Origin of the sequence: Streptomyces sp. NPDC021356 (assembly GCF_040641015.1) — a bacterium.
Classification (GTDB): Bacteria; Actinomycetota; Actinomycetes; order Streptomycetales; family Streptomycetaceae; genus Streptomyces.
Genome location: NZ_JBFACU010000001.1, coordinates 279,089 through 298,247 on the forward strand (window position 1 = coordinate 279,089; position 19,159 = coordinate 298,247).

The window sequence follows — 19,159 nt, forward strand, 5'->3', positions numbered from 1 at the left end:
CCGGCCGGCCGGCCGGGCGGATAGCGTGCACCGCATGTCCGCTTTCCTGCAGCAACTCCCCGCGCTCATAGGCGTCGTGATCGGCGCGCTCGGCTCGTACCTGGCGGTCGTGCGCAGTGACCGTGCCCGGTTCGCCCGCGAGCGTGCCACGCGCTGGGAGGAGCGGCGGCTCGCGGTGTACTCGGAGTACGCGCGGTCGCTGAAGAAGTCGGTCACGCTGGCCTACCGGGTGGCCGCCCACCTCGGCAACGACCCGCATCCGCATCCGCTGCCCCTGAGCGAGGCCGAGCCGCTGCTGACGGAGGCCGCCCTGGCCCGGGATCCCGCCGGTGAGGCGCTGATCATGCTGGGCAGTACGCAGGTGGTCGAGAAGGCCCGGACCTGGGTGCTGGTGGTGATGGACATGGAGCGGTTCCTGCGCGAGGGGCGGCGGGAGCCCGGGGCGTGGCAGGCGCTGATGGAGCGGCAGCGCGCCGCACGCCAGGGCTACTACGCCGCCGTACGCACCGATCTGGAGCTGCCGCCGGGTCACTCGGCCCGCTGGCCGCTGACCGGGGAGCAGCCGCCCGCGGGCGGTCAGCGGTAGCCGGTCGTGTCCGCCGGTCTGCCCGTGTCCTGGACCTCGGTGAGGTAGCGCCAGGCGTCGGGGCGGCTGCCGTCCAGGTCGGTGAAGCCGTACTCCCGGGCGAGGGCCCCGCTGGAGAGGGACCCTCCGTTCCAGCGGGCCACGTCCGGGTCGGCGGCGAGGGCGGCGACGGAGCGGCCGACGTAGCGGGGTGTCTCGGAGATGGCGAAGTGCGGGGCCTGTTCCAGGGCGTCGCGCCAGTTCTCCTCGCGCACCCCGAAGTGGTCGAGCATCAGTTCCGAGCGCATCCAGCCGGGGGTCAGGGCGAGCGCGGTGGCGCCGCGCGGACCGAGTTCGTGGCCGAGGGCGAAGGCCATGCGCAGGACGGACGCCTTGGCGAGGTCGTAGAAGAGGTTGATCCGGTAGGTGTCCCGGTTGTATTCGGCGGTGCCGTCGGTCATCTCGACGACCAGGCCCCCCGGGTTGCGCAGCAGCAGCGGCAGGGCGTGGTGGCTGGTGACGGCGTGCGTCTCCACGGCGAGGCGGAGCAGTCTGAGGCCGTTGTCCAGGTCGTGCTCCCACACGGGGGTGTCCCACTGGAAGAGTTTCTCGCCGCCCCAGATGTCGTTGACGAGCACGTCGAGGCGGCCCTGTTCGCAGGCGATGCGGTCGACGAGGGCGCGTACCCGGTCGGGTTCCAGGTGGTCGGTGGGGACGGCGATGCCGTGGCCGCCGGCCTCGGTGACCAGGTCGGCGGTGTCCTCCAGGGTCTCGGGGCGGTCGTACTCCGAGCGGCGGGCGCGGGTGGTGCGCCCGCTGACGTACACGGTGGCCCCGGCTGCGCCGAGTTCCACCGCGATGCCCCGGCCCGCTCCCCGGGTCGCGCCCGCGACGAGCGCGACCCTTCCTTCCAGTGGACGTGACGGACGTGACATGTGTCCGGCCTCCCGTGACTCTCGTGGTGCGGTGTGCTCGACGAGGGTCGCGTGGAAGCCGGACATCTTCTGTCGCCATTGCGGAACGGATCACGCGGTGGGACGCGATGGCGTGATCAGGCGCCGGGCCGCCCCCGCCGGCGTCAGTGCCCGCGGGCGATCCACTCCTGAAGGTGCGGGGCCTCCGCGCCGATGGTGGTCGCCTCGCCGTGGCCGGTGAGGACCTTCGTCCCGGGCGGCAGCGTGAGCAGGCGGTCGCGGATCGAGTCGATGATCGTCGGGAAGTGGGAGTAGGACCGGCCGGTGGCGCCGGGGCCGCCCTGGAAGAGGGTGTCGCCGGTGAAGACGACGCCGAGGCCCGGGTCGTACAGGCAGACGGCGCCCGGGGCGTGGCCGGGCGTGTGGATGACCAACAGGTCGGCTCCCGCCGCCTCGACGACCTGACCGTCGATCAGGTGCTCGTCGGGTTCCCGGCCGGGGTGGGTCATGCGCCACAGCGGCAGGTCGTCGCGGTGCAGCCAGATCGTCGCGCCGGTGAGGTCCGCGAGGGCCGGGGCGGCGTCGATGTGGTCGTTGTGGGCGTGGGTGCACACGATGGCGGTGAGCCGCCGGTCGCCCACGGCGGCGGCGATGGCCTCGGCGTCGTGGGCGGCGTCGATGACGATCGCCTTGTGGTCGTCACCGACGATCCACACGTTGTTCTCGACGTCCCAGGTGCCGCCGTCGAGGGTGAACTGCCCAGCCGTTACCAGGCGTTCGATGCGGGCCGCCATCACAGCACCACCACCGAGCGCAGCACGTCGCCGTGGTGCATCCGCTCGAACGCCTGCTCCACCTCGTCGAGCCGGATGGTCTCCGACACGAACTTCTCCAGCGGCAGCCGCCCTTGCAGGTGCAGATCGATCAGCATGGGGAAGTCCCGGGAGGGCAGGCAGTCGCCGTACCAGCTCGACTTCAGGGCACCGCCGCGTCCGAAGACGTCCAGCAGCGGCAGCTCCAGTTTCATCTCCGGGGTCGGCACGCCCACCAGGACGACGGTGCCGGCCAGGTCGCGGGCGTAGAACGCCTGCCGGTACGTCTCCGGGCGGCCGACCGCCTCGATGACGACGTCGGCGCCGAAACCGCCGGTGAGGTCGCGGACGGCGGCGACGGGATCGTGGTCCTTGGAGTTGACGGTGTGGGTTGCGCCCATGGTGCGGGCGGTCTCCAGCTTGCGGTCGTCGATGTCGACGGCGATGACCTTCGCGGCGCCCGCCAGGTACGCCCCGGCGATCGCCGCGTCCCCGACGCCGCCGCAGCCGATGACGGCCACCGAGTCACCGCGGCCGACGTTGCCGGTGTTGATGGCGGCGCCGATGCCTGCCATCACGCCGCAGCCCAGCAGTCCGGCCACGGCCGGGGAGACGGCCGGGTCGACCTTGGTGCACTGCCCGGCCGCCACCAGGGTCTTCTCCGCGAAGGCGCCGATGCCGAGGGCCGGGGAGAGTTCGGTGCCGTCGGTGAGGGTCATCCGCTGCCGCGCGTTGTGGGTGTCGAAGCAGTACCAGGGCCGCCCGCGCAGACAGGCGCGGCACCTGCCGCACACCGCACGCCAGTTGAGGACGACGAAGTCGCCGGGCGCGACGTCGGTGACGCCGTCGCCGACCGACTCCACTACGCCGGCGGCCTCGTGGCCGAGCAGGAAGGGGAACTCGTCGTTGATGCCGCCCTGCTTGTAGTGCAGGTCGGTGTGGCACACACCGCAGGCCTGGACCCGTACGACGGCCTCCCCGGGCCCCGGGTCCGGCACGACGATCGTCTCGACCCGTACGGGTTCGTTCTTCCCGGGTGCGATCACGCCGCGCACTTCCTGCGCCATGGTGGTGGTTCCCTTCCGTCGGCCGTTGTCCGTCCCTGTGACCCTACGCCGTGACCGGGCGGCGGCGGCACGGGATCCGGGGCCGCCGCCACCCGGTCGCCGCACGGGGGCGCACGGCTCAGTACCGGACCGCGGGCACCAGCCCGAACAGCGGGGAGACCAGGCCGGTGACCGCGTTCAGCCGGCTCAGCTCGTTCAGGTCCTTCACGTGGTGGAGCGAGGACAGCTGGTCGGAGACCGGGGGCACCTCGTCCTGGCGGCCGGCGGGCAGGCCGGTGCGCGCGAGCGAGTCGAGCAGGCCCACGGGCACCGCCCGGCCGACCACCGGGACGGCCGGTTCGGCGGCGCTCGCGGGCAGCGCGGCGAGCCCCGTCACAGAGGCGGTGAGAGCGGCGACGGCGACGATACGTCGAGTGGAGATCATGCCCTCAGCAACGCCGCCGGGTCCCGGCCGGACACGGGCGCGGCCCGCCGCTCACCCGTCAGGACGAGCCACCGGCCCACCAGGACGCGCACCGCTGCGACCCACCCGCCGGGAAGGAACCGGCACGGCCACCGACCGACCGCCGGGACGGGAGCCGGTGCACCAGCACCCCGGTGCCACCGCCGGAACGAGAGCCGGTGCACCCCGGTCAGCTGCCGGGACGGAAGCCGGCGCGCCCCGGCCCACCGCCGGGACGGGAACCCGTGCGCCACGGCCGACTGCCGGAAGGAGAGCCGGTGCGCCACGGCCGACTGCCGGAAGGAGAGCCGGTGCGGCACGGCCGACTGCCGGAAGGAGAGCCGGTGCGGCACGGCCGACTGCCGGAAGGAGAGCCGGTGCACCCCGGCCGACTGCCGGAAGGAGTGCCGGTGCACCCCGGCCGATCGCCGGGACCGAGCCGGTGCGCCCCCGGCACCCACCGCGACAGAGCCGTGCGGGCCGGGCGGCCGCGCTTGCCGGGGGCGGCGGGCCGGAGGACGCTCGAAGGAGAGCCCCGTGAACGGTCCGCGGCTTCGGGGCCCCGGGGCTCGTAGGAGGCCGGCATGGCGACCACGGCAGGTCCCGCGTTCGACACCGGTGCGCTGCGCCGGGGCATCGAGGGACACACGGCGTCCACGCTCCTGTCGCTCTACGCGGACGACGCCGAGATACGCATCGTGGACCGCGACACCCAGCCGAGTCACCCCAAGGTCCTCAGGGGCCGTGAGGAGATCGGCCCGATGCTCGACGACGTCTACGGCCGCGACATGACGCACCGGCTGGAGCAGTGCGTCGTCCAGGGCGACCACGCGGCGTACGTCGAGTCCTGCGCGTATCCGGACGGCGTCCGGGTGCTCGCCGAGTCGATGATCTCGCTGCGCGACGGCAAGATCACCGACCAGATGATGATCCAGGCATGGGACGAGTGACGAGGAGGGCCGCGAGGTTCCAGGTCAGCTCCAGGCTGACCTGGTCCTTTTCGGCCCGGGCCGGGCTGGGGCAGGCGCGTTCCCCGCTGTTTCGCCGGCCCCGTCCGGCCGGTGCGGCGGCCCGGTCCCTGACGTCCGTCCTGCTGCGGTCGGTGCTGCGCGCGGCGCGGCCCGCGGCCGGGCCTCCGGTGCCGTACGCGCGGCGCCGGCGCCGCGGCCGCCGCCGGTGAGCGGGGCCGCACCCCGGCGCGGAGTGCCGGCGGGGCCCTGGCATAGGCTGGGGCCGGGCCGTGACTGGCGCTGAGGTGGAGCACCACCGGGGAGCGGCCCCCGCCGAAGTCACAGCCGCGCGCCTGGGCGATCCGTCGAACGCTCAGGAGTGGACATGTCCCCAGCCCGCCTCATGGACGGCACCGCGCTCGCCCGGCGCATCGTCGAGGAGACCGCGCACAAGGCCGCCGACCTCACCGCCCGCACGGGCACCCGGCCGTGTCTGGCCACGGTGCTGGTCGGCGAGGACCCCGCCTCCGTGACCTACGTCAGGATGAAGCAGAACCGGTGCCGCACCGCGAACATCGCCTCCCGGCACGTCGAGCTGCCCGCCACGACCGGCACCGAGGAGCTGGTCGGCACGCTGCGGGCGCTGTCCGCGGACCCGTCGGTCCACGGCATCCTGTTGCAGCACCCCGTCGGCGACCACATCGACGAACGGGCCGCGTTCGAGGCGATCGCGCCCGAGAAGGACGTCGACGGCGTCACCTTCGCCTCCTTCGCCACGATGGGTTTCGGCCTGCCGGGGTTCGTCTCCTGCACGCCCGGCGGCATCCTGCGGCTGCTGGACGCCTACGACGTCGATCCGGCCGGGAAGCGGGCGGTGGTGGTCGGGCGCAGCGCGATCCTCGGCAAGCCGGTGGGCATGCTGCTGCTGGCCCGGGACGCCACGGTGACGTACTGCCACTCGCGGACCCGGGAGCTGTCGTCGGTGGTGCGGGAGGCGGACATCGTCGTGGCGGCCGTGGGCCGGCCCCGGCTGGTGCGCGGCCAGGACGTCAAGCCGGGTGCGGTGGTGATCGACGCGGGCTACAACGCGGGCAACGTCGGGGACGTGGACTTCGACTCCGCGGTGGAGCGCGCCTCGCTGATCACGCCGGTGCCGGGCGGCGTCGGTCCGATGACCATCGCCACGCTCCTGGAGCAGACGGTGGACGCCGCCGCCCGGCAGCTGGGGGCCTGACGGCACCGGCCGGGCGTCCCGGCGCCCGGCCGGTGGCGCTCCTGCGGCTGCGCGGGTGGCCGCGCCGACGTGGACGGGTCGTTCGCCGGTGGCGGGCGGTGCCGCGGCCATACTGGCCGACGTGCGCGTAACGATCATGACGGCGGGTTCCCGGGGAGACGTGGCCCCCTTCACGGGACTGGGGCACGGCCTGGCCCGGGCGGGTCATGCGGTCACCCTGGTCACCCACGGGTGCTTCGAGCCGCTGGTCGCGGGATCGGGCCTCGGTTTCCACGCGCTGCCGGTGGATCCGCGGGCCGAACTGGAGTCCACGCGCGGGCGGGGGCTGCACCGCAGTGCGACGGACGTGGGCAAGATGCTGCGGGCCGTGGGGATCGTGCGGGCGGCGCTGGCCCGGATGACGGACGACCTGGTCGTGGCGGCCGGGAAGAGCGACGTCCTGCTGCTGTCGGGGTCGCTGGGCCCGGTCGGGCACGCCATCGCCGAGGCGCTGGGCCTGCCCAGCATGGGCACGCACCTGCAACCGCTCTCGCCGACCCGCGAGTTCGCGCCGCCGCTGCTCGGCGGCGGCCACTGGGGCGCGGCGGCGAACCGGCTCGCGGGGCACGGGGTGAACCTCGCGGTGGAGCGGGTGTTCTCGGCGGCCGTGCCCACCGTGCGCGCCCGGCTGGGCCTGCCGCCCGCCCGCCTGGGCACCGGCCGCCGGATCCGGGCGGGGCTGCGGCTGCCGGTGTTCCACGGGTTCAGTCCGCTGGTGGTGCCCCGGCCGCGTGACTGGCGGCCGGGGCTTCGGGTGTGCGGCTACTGGTGGCCCTACGACCGTGACGACCTGCTTCCCGCGCGGGTGCGGGAGTTCCTGGACGCGGGGCCGGCGCCGGTCTTCGTCGGGCTCGGCAGCGCCACCGTGCCCGATCCCGAGCGGCTGAGCGGCACCATCGTGCGCGCGCTGCGCCGGGCCGGGCTGCGCGGAGTGGTGCAGCGCGGCTGGGGCGGACTCGCGGCGGCCGGCGAGGACATGCTGACGATCGGCGAGGTGCCGCACGCGGCGCTGTTCCCGCGGATGGCGGCCGTGGTGCACCACGCCGGCGCGGGCACGACCGCCGCGGGGCTGCGTGCCGGGGTTCCGGCGGTGCCGCTGCCGGTCCAGTTCGACGAGGGCTTCTGGGCCGAGCGCCTCGTCTCCCTCGGGGTGGCGCCGTGCGCCGTCCCGCTGCGCGGCCTGACCGCGGACCGCCTGGCCGCGGCTCTCGTCCGGGCCACCCGGGACCCGGCGCACCGGAAGTGCGCCGAGCGCCTGGGCGCCCGCATCCGCGAGGAGGACGGCGTCGCCCCGGTCCTCCAGGCGGTCGACGGGCTGACCGGCTGAGGGAGCCGTCAGCGCGGGCTCACCGCCCCGCCTCCTGTGCCACTCGCTCTATCGTCTGCACTGTCCGGGCCACCGCGTCCTCCGCCGTGAGGCGCTCGGCGACGCCGGCGGCGGCACGGGTGTGTGCGTGCCTGGCGTCCCGTACGGCCGAGTCGAGCGCCGCCGCCAGTCGTTCGGCGGTCAGCTCCGCGAACGGCAGGGGCCCGGGAGCGGCGCCGAGCGCGGTGAGCCGGGCCGCCCAGAACGGCTGGTCGGCCGCGACCGGCACGGGCACGGAGGGCACCGCGGCGCGCAGCGCCGCCGCCGAGGTGCCCGCCCCGGCGTGGTGCACGACGGCGGCGACGCGCGGGAAGAGCAGGGCGTGCGGCACGTCGCCGACCGTCAGGACGTCGTCGCCCGTGGCGGCGAGCCCGGCGCTGCCGGACTGCAGGACGCCGCGCAGACCGGCCCTCCGCAGGGCTCCCACCGCCAGTTCGCTCAGCCGCTCCCCCTCGCCGCGCGCCATGGAGCCGAACCCGACGAACACCGGCCGCCCTCCGGCCGTGAGGAAGTCCTCCAGTTCGGCGGGCAACCGCTCGTCCGGGCCGACGTACGGCCACCAGTTGCCGACGACGTCCAGTCCCGGCCGCCAGTCGGCCGGGCGGGGTACGACGGCCTCGCTGAAACCGTGCAGGACCGGCCAGTGCGCGGCCTCCTGGCGGCGTCGCGCGGCGGCGGGGCCGAGCGGCGGAAGGCCGAGGTCGCGCCGCAGCCCGGCGACGGCGTCGTCGTAGAGACGGTCGGCCATGCGCACGCCGAGGCGGCCGGCGGCGCGGTTGCCGAGGCGGCCCAGGGAGCGGGTGCCGGTGACGACGGGCGGGAAGTCGCCGGTCGGCGTCGTGGGCTGGAGGTAGGCGCCGATACTCGGGGTGCCCGTCGCCTCGGTGAGGTGCCAGCCGAGCGGGGCGGTGGTGGTGGACAGCACGAGCAGGTCGGTGTCGTCGCGCACCGCGTCGGCGAAGCCCCGCGCGAGCCGGTCGACGAACGCGGCGGCGCTGCGCATCAGGCCCCGCCGGCCGGTGACGTCGCCGTGGGCCCGGGGGTCGGCGGGCAGGCCGCGGAACTCCAGCCCGGCGCGGCGGGCCAGCGGCGCGAAGGTGTCGGGCGCGGCCAGGACGACGTCGTGTCCGGCCCGGCGCAGCCCGGCGCCCAGGCCCGTGTAGGGGTCGACGTCGCCCCGCGATCCGGCCGCGGCGATCAGTATTCTCATCGGTCCTCCCCGTCTTCGGTGCGGCGGGCGGCGTTGGCGTGCACGGCCTTGCCGAGGTAGGCGGCCAGGCCGGGGCGCTGCTGCGAGGGCGGGACGACGAGGGCGAAGGCGCGCGGGTCGGCGACGATGTCGTCCGCGATGCGCCGGTGCATGGCGGGCGGGCAGGAGGTGAACCAGCGGGAGATGTGCAGGCGGTGCTCCTCGGCGAGGTCCATGGCCCGTTCCCCGTCGGCGCTCTCGCCGTCGTCGAAGGCGGCGAGCAGTTCGGCGCGCCAGGCGCCCGCCTCGCGCATGAGCTGCCTCCAGTCCTCCTTGCTGTGCGCGGCGGCCCGTGCCATCGACTCCCGCTGTCCCCCCGAGTCGGCCCATTTCAGCTGGGCCTCGGTGGCGTAGCTGAGGTCGAAGGCGATCTCGCCGAAGACGTCGAAGCGTTCCTCGGGGGTGAGGGACACACCGGTCTGCTGGACCTCGATGGCGCGCTCGGCCACCTCGGCCAGCCGCCGCAGCCGGGCGATCTCCTCGCCCAGTCGCCGCTGCCGTGCCCGCAGGTGTTCCAGCGCGTTGGCCTGCGGGTCCTTGAGGATGTCGGCGATCTCGTCGAGGGAGAAGCCGAGTTCCCGGTAGAAGAGGATCTGCTGGAGGCGTGCCAGGTCGGCGTCGTCGTACAGCCGGTACCCGGCGTGGCTGCGGCCGCCGGGCGACAGCAGCCCTGCCCGGTCGTAGTGGTGCAGCGTCCGTACCGTCACCCCGGCGAACGCCGACACCTGTCCCACGGAGTAGCTCATTCACCTGCCCTTTCGTCGGCGTACAGCGTGAAGCCTGACGTAGGGGCAGGGTCAAACGCGGTCCCGGGCGCCGGGGCAGGTTCCGGCAGGTGCTCTTCGCGGTGGAGGGGGTTGTCGTGAACCGCGTCGCACCACTCGCCGTGCCCGGGGCCCGGTCATAGAGTGACGTACACCACGCTGGTCGCTGATTTCCCTCACGTACGCCCATTCGGTCTCTGGAGGGCCCATGACCCACATCTCGGTCACGGTGGACGGCACGACGTACGAGGACGAGGTGGAACCCCGTCTGCTGCTGGTCCACTACCTGCGGGACCGGCTCGGCCTGACCGGTACGCCGATCGGCTGCGACACCTCCAACTGCGGTGCCTGCACGGTCGAGCTGGACGGCATGAGCGTCAAGAGCTGCACGGTGCTGACCGTCCAGGCGGACGGCGGCGCGGTCACCACCGTCCAGGGGCTGGCCGAGGGCGACGCGTGGACGCCGTTGCAGCGCGCCTTCCACGAGCGGCACGCTCTCCAGTGCGGCTACTGCACCCCGGGAATGATCATGGCGGCGCGTGCTCTGCTGCGGGAGAACCCGCATCCGACGGGGGCCGAGGTGCGCAAGGCGCTGGAGGGCAACCTGTGCCGGTGCACCGGCTACCAGAACATCGTCCGCGCGGTGCTCGCCGCGGCCGAGGGCGCGCCGGACACCTCCGTGCCCGCGGAGGAGGTGACGGCATGACCGGCCAGGCCGTCGAGCGCGAGGTCGGGCGGGCCCGGCTGCGCAAGGAGGACGCCCGGCTGATCACCGGCCAGACCACCTGGACCGACAACATCTCCGTGACCGGGCTGCTGCACCTGGCGTTCCTGCGCAGTCCCATGGCGCACGCGCGCCTGGTCCGCGTCGACGTCTCCGCCGCTCTCGAACGCCCCGGCGTGGTCGCCGCGTTCGCCGGCCGCGACCTGGCCGACGGCCTGGGCTCGCTGCCCTGCGCGTGGCCCGTCACCGAGGACATGGTGCTCCCCGACCATCCGCCGCTCGCGCTGGAGGAGGTGCGGCACGCCGGTGACCCGGTGGCGGTCGTGGTGGCCCGCGACCGGTACGCCGCCGCCGACGCGCTGGAGGCGGTCGAGGTCGACTACGAGCCGCTGCCGCCCGTCCTGGACCTGGAGGCCGCGCTCGCCGAGGGCTCCGCTCTGGTCCACGCCGACAAGGGCACCAACCGCGCCTACGACTGGCCGCTGCGCGCCGGCGAGGACTTCGAGTCGGTCCGGGAGCGCGCGGACGTGGTGCTCAAGCGCCGCTACCGCCAGCAGCGGCTGATCCCCAACGCCATGGAACCGCGCGCGGTCGTCGTCACCCCGCTCGCCGCCACCGGCGAGTACACGGTGTACTCCGCGACCCAGATCCCGCACATCCTGCGGATCATGCTCTCCGTGGTCACCGGCGTCCCGGAGCACAAACTGCGGGTGGTCGCCCCGGACGTGGGCGGCGGCTTCGGCTCGAAGCTCCAGGTGTACGGCGAGGAGGCCGCCGCGCTGGCCGTCGCCCGCAGGCTCGGCCGGCCGGTGAAGTGGACCGAGTCGCGCTCCGAGGGCTACCTGGCCACCCACCACGGCCGCGGCATGATCCAGGACGTCGAGATCGCCGCGACCCGCGAGGGGAAACTGCTCGGCCTGAAGGTCGGCCTGCTCGCCGACATGGGCGCCTACCTGATGCTGGTCACGCCCGGAATCCCCATCCTGGGTGCGTTCATGTACCCGGCGATCTACAAGATGGACTCCTACGAGTTCGACTGCACGGGCGTGTTCACCACCAGGACCCCGACCGACGCCTACCGCGGCGCCGGGCGCCCCGAGGCCACGTACGCCATCGAGCGGGCCATGGACGAACTCGCCGCCGAGGTGGGCCTCGACCCGGTGGAGGTGCGCCGCCGCAACTGGATCCGGCACGAGGAGTTCCCGTACACCTCGATCGCGGGCCTGACCTACGACAGCGGCGACTACGAGGCGGCGACCGCCAAGGCCCTGGACCTGTTCGGGTACGACGACCTGCGCGCCGAGCAGGCCGAGCGCACCGAGCGCGGCGACACCGTACGCCTGGGCCTCGGCGTGTCGACGTACACCGAGATGTGCGGGCTCGCCCCGAGCCGGGTGCTGCGCGACCTCAGGTACTCGGCCGGCGGCTGGGAGGCGGCGAGCATCCGCATGCTGCCCACCGGCAAGGTCGAGGTGGTCACCGGGACCAGCCCGCACGGGCAGGGGCACGTGACCTGCTGGAGCCAGATCGCCGCCGACGCGCTGGGCGTTCCGTTCGAGGACGTCGAGGTGGTGCACGGCGACACGCTGGTGGCCCCGCAGGGCATGGACACCTACGGTTCGCGGTCGCTGGTCGTGGGCGGCGCGGCCGTGCACCGGGCGGCCGAGAAGGTGGTGGACAAGGCGCGCAAGGTCGCCGCCCACCTGCTGGAGGCCGACGAGGGCGACCTGGAGTTCAAGGGCGGCGTGTTCTCGGTGAAGGGCTCCCCGGAGGCGCGCAGGACCATCCAGGAGGTCGCCTTCGAGACGTTCACCTCGCACGACGTGCCCGAGGGCATGGAACCCACCCTGAACGCCGAACACGTGCTCGACCCGGAGAACTTCTCCTACCCGCACGGCACCCACCTGTGCGCCGTCGAGGTCGACACGGAGACCGGGCAGACCCGGATCCGGTCCTACGTCTGCGTCGACGACGTGGGGCGGGTGATCAACCCGATGATCGTGGAGGGGCAGGTGCACGGCGGCCTAGCCCAGGGCATCGCGCAGGCGCTGTACGAGGAGGCGGTGTACGACACCGAGGGCAACCTGGTCTCCGGCACCATGGCCGACTACCTGGTGCCCTCGGCGGCGGACCTGCCCGAATTCGTCACCGACCGCACGGAGACGCCCGCCGCCTCCAACCCGCTCGGGGTCAAGGGGGTCGGCGAGGCGGGCACGATCGCCTCCACGCCCGCCGTGGTCAACGCGATCGTCGACGCGCTGCGCCCGCTGGGTGTGCACGACGTACCGATGCCCTGCACACCGCAGAGGGTCTGGGAGGCGGTCCGGGACGCGCACTCGTCCCGGACGGCGGACGAGGAGGTCTCGGCATGATTCCCCCCGCGTTCGACTACGTGCGGCCCGCCACCCTGGACGAGGCCGTGCGCGTCCTCGCCGACGCGGGCGAGGACGCCAAGGTCCTGGCGGGCGGGCAGAGCCTGCTGCCGCTGCTCCGGCTGCGCCTGGCCTTCCCCGAGCTGGTGGTCGACGTCGGGCGGATCCCCGGGCTGCGCGGGGTCCGCGAGGACGGGGACACCCTGGTGATCGGCGCCCTGAGCACCCATCACGACGTGGTCCACGATCCGCTGGTGCGCCGCCACGCGGGGCTGCTGGCCCAGGCCACCGAGACGGTCGCCGACCCCGCCGTACGGCACCGGGGCACCCTCGGCGGCTCCCTCGCCCACGCCGACCCGGCCGGCGACCTGCCCGCGGTGGCCCTGGCGCTGGAGGCCGAACTGGTCGCCGTGGGGCCGGGCGGCCGACGCACGATCTTGGCGCGGGACTTCTTCGCCGACTACCTGCAGACCGCGCTCGCGCCCGACGAGGTGCTGGCGGAGGTACGGGTGCCCAGGCGCGACGGCTGGGACTTCCGGTACGAGAAGTTCCACCGGGTCGCCCAGTCCTGGGCGATGGTCGGCGTGGCCGCGCTCGTCCGGCGCGAGGGCGGGCACATCGCCGAGGCGCGGATCGCCCTGACCAACATGGGCGCGACCCCGCTGCGGGCCGCGGCGGCCGAGGAGGCGCTGGCGGGTGCCGGGGACGCCGACGCGGTGGCGCGGGCGGCGCGGTCGGCGGCCGAGGGCACCCGGCCCTCGCGGGACGCCTCCGCCTCGCCCGAGTACCGGGCGCACCTGGCCCGGGTGCTCACCAAGCGGGCGGTCCTCGCCGCCACCGGGACGGGGTGAGCGCCGATCACCCCCATCGACAGCCCCGAGCAGGCGCGGGCCCGCCTGGAGCAGACCGGCTACCTCGTCGACGACGGGCTCGCCGTCGCCTGCTTCCTGGCGCTGCGCCTGCACCGGCCGGTCTTCTGCGAGGGCGACGCCGGCGTGGGCAAGACGGCGCTCGCCACCGCCCTGGCCGAAGCGCTCGGCGCGCCGCTGATCCGGTTGCAGTGCCACGAGGGCATCGACGCCTCGCAGGCCCTGTACGACTGGGACTTCCCCCGCCAGCTGCTGCACCTGCGGGCGGCCGAGGCCGCCGGGGTCAAGGACGCCGACCGGCTGGAGCGCGAGCTGTACGACCGGCGGTTCCTGGTCGCCCGGCCGCTGCTGCGGGCGTTGCAGACCCAGCCGTCGGTGCTGCTGGTCGACGAGATCGACCGAGCCGACGACGAGTTCGAGGCGTTCCTGCTGGAGGTGCTCTCCGAGTTCCAGGTGACGATCCCCGAGCTGGGCACGTTGCGGGCGGAGGTGCCGCCGGTGGTCGTGCTGACGTCCAACCGCACCCGTGAGGTGCACGACGCGCTCAAACGGCGCTGCCTGTACCACTGGTTCGACCACCCCGGCTTCGCCCGCGAACTCGCCATCGTGCGCCGCCGGCTGCCCGGGGTGTCGGCGCGCCTCGCGGAGCAGGTGACCGCCCTGGTGCAGGCCCTGCGCGCCGAGGACCTGCTCAAACCCCCGGGTGTGGCGGAGACCTTGGACTGGGTCCGCGCCCTGGACGCGCTGGGCGCCGACGAGGCCGACGCGGAACTGGCGGTGGCCACGCTGGGATCAGTCCTGAAGTACCGCGAGGACACGCAGCGGGCACGCGGACTCGACTTCGCGGCGATCCTGGCGGACCGAGGGGCGGGGCGGGCGTGAGCGTGGGCAAAGCGGTCGCCGGTGGCCGTGGCGGGAACGGTGGCGGGAGCCGGGACGGTGGCGCCGGCCGCGGGGCCCGCGGCGGGGACGGTGGCGGTGCTCGCGCGGGCGACGGCTCCCGGGGCCCGCGCGCCGACGCGGTGCTGCTCGGCTTCGCGCGGGCCCTGCGCGCGGCCGGCGCCGGGGTGAGCACCGAGCGGGTCCACGCATTCCTGCGCGCGGTGGACGCGCTGCGTCCGGGGGTGCGGGCGGACGTGTACTGGGCGGGGCGGCTGACCCTGTGCGGGGACCGGGACGATCTGGAACGGTACGAGCGGGTGTTCGGCGCGTACTTCGGGCCGGCCTCCGGGGAGCCGGCGCCCGGGCGCGGACGGACCGCTCCGCCGCCCCGGCTCCGGCCCCGCGTGCGGGAGGCGCCCGCCGGGCGGCACGGCGGCGATGCGGGGGACCGGCGGCACGGGCCGCCCGTCGCCTCGCTCGCCAGTGCGGCCGAGGTGCTGCGCCACCGTGACGTCGCCGGACTCGACCCCGCCGAACGGGCCCAGGTACGCCGCCTGCTGGCGGCGTTCGCGCTGCGCGGTCAGTCGCGGCGCACCGCGCGGCGGCGCCCGGCCCGGCGCGGGGACGTCGATCCGCACCGCACCGTGCGGGAGTTGCTGCGGCGCGGCGGCGAGCCCGCACTGCTGCGGCGGCACGCACGGGTGGAGCGGCCCCGGCGGGTGGTGCTCCTCGTCGACGTCAGCGGCTCCATGGCACCGTACGCGGACGCGCTGCTGCGGTTCGCGCACGCGGCGGCCCGGGGCGGGCGCACGGAGGTGTTCACCATCGGCACCCGGCTGACCAGGGTGACCAGGGAGTTGTCCCACCGCGACCCGGACCTGGCGATGGCGGCGGTCGCCGAGGCGGTGCCCGACTGGCGCGGCGGCACCCGGCTCGGGGACCTGTTGCGCGAGTTCCTGGACCGGTTCGGGCAGCGCGGCATGGCGCGCGGGGCGGTCGTGGTGCTCCTGTCCGACGGGTGGGAGCGGGGTGATCCGCGGCTGCTCGCCGCCCAGATGCGCCGCCTGCACCGGCTGGCCCACCGGGTGGTCTGGGCCAACCCCCGTAAGGCTCGGCCCGGTTACGCGCCCCTCGCCGCGGGCATGGCGGCGGCCCTGCCGAGCGTGGACGCCTTCGTCGAGGGCCACAGCCTGGCCGCCCTGGAGCGACTGGCCGCGGTGGTGCGGGGCGCGGAGGCGGAGCCGGAAGGAGAGAGCAAGGGAAAGGACAGGGAGGACAAGGAGGACAGGCAGGACAGGCAGGACAGGGAGGACAGGGAGGCTGTGAAGGACGACGGGGAGGACAGGGGGGACGACGGGGAGGACAAGAAGGACAACAGTGACAGGGAGGAGGTACGGGAACGTGCGTGACATCTTCCCGGTGCTCGAACGCTGGTACGCGGCGCGCGTGCCGTTCGGGCTCGCCACCGTCGTCACGGTCAGCCGCAGCGCACCGCGCGACCCCGGTGCGGCCATGGCCGTGGGGCCGGACGACGAGGTGGTGGGCAGCGTGTCCGGGGGCTGTGTGGAGGGCGCGGTCTTCGACCTGGCCCAAGAGGTGGTGGCGAGCGGCGAGGCACGCCTGGCGACGTTCGGCTACAGCGACGAGGACGCGTTCGCGGTCGGGCTGACCTGCGGGGGCGAGATCGGTGTGCTGGTCAGGCCCGTGACCGCGGAGTCGGACCCGGCCTTCGGGGCGGTGGCGGCGTCGGTCGCCGCCGGGGAGCCGGTGACCGTGGCGACGGTGGTCGACGGCCCGGCGCCGCGCGGGGCGACGCTCGCGGTGTGGCCGGACACGGTGGCGGGGACGCTGGGCGAGCCCGGCCTGGACGTGGCGGTCACGGCGGACGCCCGTGGCGAACTCGCCCTGGGCGCCACCGGGACGCGGCACTACGGGCCGCGCGGCGAGCGCCGCGAGGACGCCGTCTCCGTGTTCCTCCACTCCTTCGCGCCGCCCCCGCGGATGCTGGTGTTCGGCGCGATCGACTACGCCGCCGCGGTCGCCCGGATCGGCGCCTTCCTCGGCTACCGGGTGACGGTGTGCGACGCCCGCCCGGTCTTCGCCACGCCGAAGCGGTTCCCGGACGCCGTCGAGGTCGTCGTGGAGTGGCCGCACCGCTATCTGCACGCGACGGACACCGACGGGCGCACGGTGATCTGCGTCCTGACCCATGACCCGAAGTTCGACGTGCCCCTGCTGGAGGAGGCGCTGCGCCGGCCCGCCGCCTACGTCGGCGCGATGGGCAGCCGCCGCACCCACCACGACCGCGTGCAGCGTCTGCTGGAGGCAGGGCTGACGCAGGCCGAACTGTCCCGGTTGCGCTCCCCGGTGGGCCTCGATCTCGGTGCCCGTACGCCGGAGGAGGTCGCCGTGTCCGTCGCGGCCGAGATCATCTCGCTGCGCTGGGGCGGCAGCGGGGCTCCCCTGACGGCGACAGCGGGAGCCATCCACGTGAACGGTTCCGCTTGAGCACGCCCGTGCGAGCACGTCCGTTCGGGCGCGCCCGAATGCGAGCGGGAAGAACCCGCCCGCGAGGAGGAAGACATGGAGTTGCACCACGGGTTCACCGTGCCCGTCCCCGTCGACGACGCCTGGCGGGCGCTCCTCGACATCGAACGCGTCGCGCCGTGCCTGCCGGGAGCGGCCGTGGAGGCGTACGACGGCAGGACCGTCACCGGCTCGGTCAAGGTGCGGCTGGGTCCGATCACGGTGACCTACAAGGGGACGGCGGTCTTCGAGGAGCAGGACGCGGCGGCGCGCCGCCTGGTGCTGGTCGCGAGCGGCCGGGAGACCCGGGGCCAGGGCACCGCGCGGGCCACCGTCACGGCCGCGCTGCGCGAGCAGGAGGGCGTCACGGAGGTGGCGGTGCGGACGGATCTGACGGTGACCGGGCGGCCGGCGCAGTTCGGGCGCGGGGTGCTGGCGGAGGTGGGTGACCGGCTGGTGGGGCAGTTCGCGGACTGCCTGGCGGAGCGGCTGGCCGCCGCGGCGCCGCAGGGTGCGGCGGAGAGGGCGTCCGGGACCGGGACACCGGGGAGAACGCCCGCGGCCGGGCCACCGGAGAAGGCGCCCGCCGCCGGGGCCGGCCCCGCCGCCGCTCCCGGTACCGGCAGCACTGCGGCCCCCGACCTCGCGTCGGCCTCCGCCGGCCGGGCGGCGAGCGCGGAGCCCCTGGCGGCGGCGAGCGCGGAGCACGTGGCGGCGGCGAGCCCGGAGCCCGTCGATCTGCTGCGCGCCGCGGGGGTACCGGTCGCCAAGCGCGCCGCCGTCGTGGTGGCGGGGGCTGCGGCGGTGGCGGCGTTGGTCGTCGCGGCGGTACGGAGGAGGGCGGCCCGGTGAGGGGCCGCCCCGAGGTCACACTTCCCTTTCTCGTTTCCGAATTCTCGGCGAGATCCGGGCCGCTCCGTGCGCGAAAGCGGCCCGGTGGCTGCGTACAGCTCTCACGGACCTCCTTCCAGCGGGGTGTGCCGCACATGTGCCGCAGAGGCGTGCACGCCTCATCCGTTGTGGGCCGCCTACCCCTCCTCGGGGGAACGAACCACCCAATTCCGAAAAGTCTCCTGAATCCGATAATTCACTGAAATTCGCTGGTCACAGCAGCACCATCAGGCCGTTGCGCACCATCCGCCCCTGACGGTGCACGACGAGGCCGCCCGCCGGGTGGGACGCACGACCTTCCTCACCCGGCCCGGCGCGGTGGGAGCCGGTGCAGTTCGACCTGCGTGAGGCGGCCGTCGGTGACCGTGGCGGTCATGTAGGTGCAGTGGGGCTGGCGCCGGCGGTCGGTCGGGGACCCCGGGTTGAGCAGCCGCAGCCCGGAGGGCGCCGTGGTGTCCCAGGGGATGTGGCTGTGGCCGAACACCAGCACGTCGAGGTCGGGGAAGCGCGCGGCGCACCGGGCCTCGCGGCCTCGGGCGGGCCCGGTCTCGTGCACGGCACCGAACCGCAGGCCGCCCACGTCGGCGTGGGCCACCTCGGGGAGCCGGGCGCGCAGGGCGGGGCCGTCGTTGTTGCCGTACACGCCGATCAGCCGGCGGCTGCGGCTCTCCAGCAGGTCGAGGGTGGCGGTGTCGACCCAGTCCCCGGCGTGGAAGACGACGTCGGCGCGCGGGAGTTCGGCGAGCAGCTGAGCGGGCAGATCGCGTGCGCGCTTGGGGAGGTGGGTGTCCGAGGTGAGGAGCAGACGCACGCCGTCAGCGTATCGCGGCAGGAAGTGCGCAGCGCGGAGAAGAACACAGCCGGAACCGAGCGGTTGAAGCAGCCGAAACCGACCAGCCGGAACAGAGCGGAACAGTCGGCGATGGGCAGCCGAAGCCGAACAGCTCAAGTTGAGCAGATGAACTGAACAGTTGAAACTGGACAGTCCAGGCTGATGAGTCTACGGTGACCGCATGGAGCAGAAGTCCACCGAAGCGCCCGACGGGATCTCCGCCTCCGCCGCCCGGGCCGCACGTGACCTGCGGGTGGTGTTCAGCCGGCTGCGCCGCCGCATCCGCGAGGTCGCCCAGGACGAGGACCTCACGCCCTCCCAGGTGTCCGCGCTGACCCTGGTCGGCAAGCACGGGGCCGCCACGGCCAGCGCGCTCGCCTCCGCCGAGGGGGTCAGGCCGCAGTCGATGGCGACGACGCTGGCCGCCCTGGAGCAGCGCGGCCTCATCCGGCGCAGCCCCGACCCCGACGACGGCCGGCGCCAGCTCGTCACCCTCACGGAGGGCGGTCGCGAGCGCATCGAGGGCGACCGGCAGATCCGTGAGGAATGGCTGACCCGCGCCCTGGAGGACCGGTTCACCGAGGCCGAACGGCAGACGCTCCTCGAGGCGTTCGGCCTGATGGAACGGCTGACGCGGTCGTGAAGGCCAGGCTCGCCCGCC

19 protein-coding genes and 1 riboswitch are annotated in these 19,159 nt (G+C 74.5%); of the genes, 12 read left to right on the plus strand and 7 right to left on the minus strand.

The features are described from left to right. Window positions 1-34: 34 nt before the first annotated feature. Window positions 35-586: a hypothetical protein gene (locus tag AB0G56_RS01225; RefSeq protein ID WP_360961700.1), complete on the plus strand. Its 552-nt coding sequence runs from the start codon at window positions 35-37 to the stop codon at window positions 584-586. On the opposite strand, the gene AB0G56_RS01230 is transcribed toward AB0G56_RS01225, so the two are convergent. The 4 genes from AB0G56_RS01230 to AB0G56_RS01245 form a co-directional block, all read right to left on the minus strand. After that, window positions 577-1,500: an SDR family oxidoreductase gene (locus AB0G56_RS01230; protein WP_360961703.1), complete on the minus strand. Its 924-nt coding sequence runs from the start codon at window positions 1,498-1,500 to the stop codon at window positions 577-579. The two genes, AB0G56_RS01225 and AB0G56_RS01230, sit on opposite strands and share 10 nt — an antisense overlap. Window positions 1,501-1,643: 143 nt before the next feature. Further along, entirely contained in the window at window positions 1,644-2,273 is a 630-nt protein-coding gene (locus AB0G56_RS01235; protein WP_360961706.1) for an MBL fold metallo-hydrolase, read from the minus strand. Continuing rightward, window positions 2,273-3,358 carry an S-(hydroxymethyl)mycothiol dehydrogenase gene (locus AB0G56_RS01240; RefSeq protein ID WP_360961709.1) on the minus strand — a complete coding sequence of 362 codons (1,086 nt, stop codon included), beginning with the start codon at window positions 3,356-3,358 and terminating at the stop codon, window positions 2,273-2,275. Before AB0G56_RS01240 ends, AB0G56_RS01235 begins: the two co-directional genes overlap by 1 nt. A 118-nt stretch (window positions 3,359-3,476) precedes the next feature. After that, window positions 3,477-3,782, minus strand: coding sequence for a hypothetical protein (locus tag AB0G56_RS01245; protein WP_360961712.1), 306 nt, complete (start codon window positions 3,780-3,782; stop codon window positions 3,477-3,479). Window positions 3,783-4,384: 602 nt separating this feature from the next. Here AB0G56_RS01245 and AB0G56_RS01250 point away from each other — a divergent pair. From AB0G56_RS01250 to AB0G56_RS01260, 3 genes are all read left to right on the plus strand, one after another. After that, entirely contained in the window at window positions 4,385-4,750 is a 366-nt protein-coding gene (locus AB0G56_RS01250; protein WP_360961715.1) for a nuclear transport factor 2 family protein, read from the plus strand. Window positions 4,751-5,030: 280 nt separating this feature from the next. Continuing rightward, a riboswitch (ZMP/ZTP riboswitch) is annotated at window positions 5,031-5,116 on the plus strand. 19 nt (window positions 5,117-5,135) lie between these two features. After that, the gene (locus tag AB0G56_RS01255) at window positions 5,136-5,984 is read left to right on the plus strand and encodes a bifunctional 5,10-methylenetetrahydrofolate dehydrogenase/5,10-methenyltetrahydrofolate cyclohydrolase (RefSeq protein ID WP_360961718.1); all 849 of its coding nucleotides are present in this window, start codon (window positions 5,136-5,138) and stop codon (window positions 5,982-5,984) included. Window positions 5,985-6,120: 136 nt separating this feature from the next. Then, window positions 6,121-7,350, plus strand: a complete 1,230-nt coding sequence (locus AB0G56_RS01260; protein WP_360962219.1) for a glycosyltransferase — start codon at window positions 6,121-6,123, stop codon at window positions 7,348-7,350. A 19-nt stretch (window positions 7,351-7,369) separates the two neighbouring features. Here the strand turns inward: AB0G56_RS01260 and AB0G56_RS01265 are convergent, their stop codons facing one another. Together AB0G56_RS01265 and AB0G56_RS01270 are read right to left on the minus strand one after the other, a co-directional pair. Beyond that, window positions 7,370-8,599: a glycosyltransferase gene (locus tag AB0G56_RS01265; RefSeq protein ID WP_360961721.1), complete on the minus strand. Its 1,230-nt coding sequence runs from the start codon at window positions 8,597-8,599 to the stop codon at window positions 7,370-7,372. Further along, window positions 8,596-9,384, minus strand: a complete 789-nt coding sequence (locus tag AB0G56_RS01270) for a MerR family transcriptional regulator (RefSeq protein WP_360961724.1) — start codon at window positions 9,382-9,384, stop codon at window positions 8,596-8,598. The genes AB0G56_RS01265 and AB0G56_RS01270 overlap by 4 nt, the downstream gene beginning before the upstream one ends. Window positions 9,385-9,610: 226 nt before the next feature. Here AB0G56_RS01270 and AB0G56_RS01275 point away from each other — a divergent pair, with 226 nt between their 5' ends. From AB0G56_RS01275 to AB0G56_RS01305, 7 genes are all read left to right on the plus strand, one after another. After that, on the plus strand, window positions 9,611-10,108 hold the full coding sequence (locus tag AB0G56_RS01275; RefSeq protein ID WP_360961727.1) for a (2Fe-2S)-binding protein: 498 nt from the start codon (window positions 9,611-9,613) through the stop codon (window positions 10,106-10,108). Beyond that, a complete protein-coding gene (locus AB0G56_RS01280) occupies window positions 10,105-12,498 on the plus strand; it encodes a molybdopterin cofactor-binding domain-containing protein (RefSeq protein WP_360961730.1) in 2,394 nt (797 codons plus the stop codon). The genes AB0G56_RS01275 and AB0G56_RS01280 overlap by 4 nt, the downstream gene beginning before the upstream one ends. Beyond that, entirely contained in the window at window positions 12,495-13,349 is an 855-nt protein-coding gene (locus AB0G56_RS01285) for a xanthine dehydrogenase family protein subunit M (RefSeq protein ID WP_360961733.1), read from the plus strand. The genes AB0G56_RS01280 and AB0G56_RS01285 overlap by 4 nt, the downstream gene beginning before the upstream one ends. Before the next feature lie 6 nt (window positions 13,350-13,355). Then, window positions 13,356-14,249, plus strand: coding sequence for a MoxR family ATPase (locus AB0G56_RS01290; protein WP_360962222.1), 894 nt, complete (start codon window positions 13,356-13,358; stop codon window positions 14,247-14,249). 140 nt (window positions 14,250-14,389) lie between these two features. Beyond that, window positions 14,390-15,658, plus strand: a complete 1,269-nt coding sequence (locus AB0G56_RS01295; protein ID WP_360962225.1) for a VWA domain-containing protein — start codon at window positions 14,390-14,392, stop codon at window positions 15,656-15,658. Next, entirely contained in the window at window positions 15,651-16,757 is a 1,107-nt protein-coding gene (locus tag AB0G56_RS01300; protein ID WP_360961736.1) for an XdhC/CoxI family protein, read from the plus strand. The genes AB0G56_RS01295 and AB0G56_RS01300 overlap by 8 nt, the downstream gene beginning before the upstream one ends. Window positions 16,758-16,832: 75 nt before the next feature. Next, window positions 16,833-17,627, plus strand: a complete 795-nt coding sequence (locus AB0G56_RS01305) for an SRPBCC family protein (RefSeq protein WP_360961739.1) — start codon at window positions 16,833-16,835, stop codon at window positions 17,625-17,627. 340 nt (window positions 17,628-17,967) lie between these two features. Here the strand turns inward: AB0G56_RS01305 and AB0G56_RS01310 are convergent, their stop codons facing one another. After that, window positions 17,968-18,477, minus strand: a complete 510-nt coding sequence (locus tag AB0G56_RS01310; RefSeq protein WP_360961742.1) for a metallophosphoesterase — start codon at window positions 18,475-18,477, stop codon at window positions 17,968-17,970. Between the two features lie 202 nt (window positions 18,478-18,679). Here AB0G56_RS01310 and AB0G56_RS01315 point away from each other — a divergent pair, with 202 nt between their 5' ends. Beyond that, window positions 18,680-19,141, plus strand: coding sequence for a MarR family transcriptional regulator (locus tag AB0G56_RS01315; protein WP_360961745.1), 462 nt, complete (start codon window positions 18,680-18,682; stop codon window positions 19,139-19,141). Window positions 19,142-19,159 lie beyond the last annotated feature (18 nt).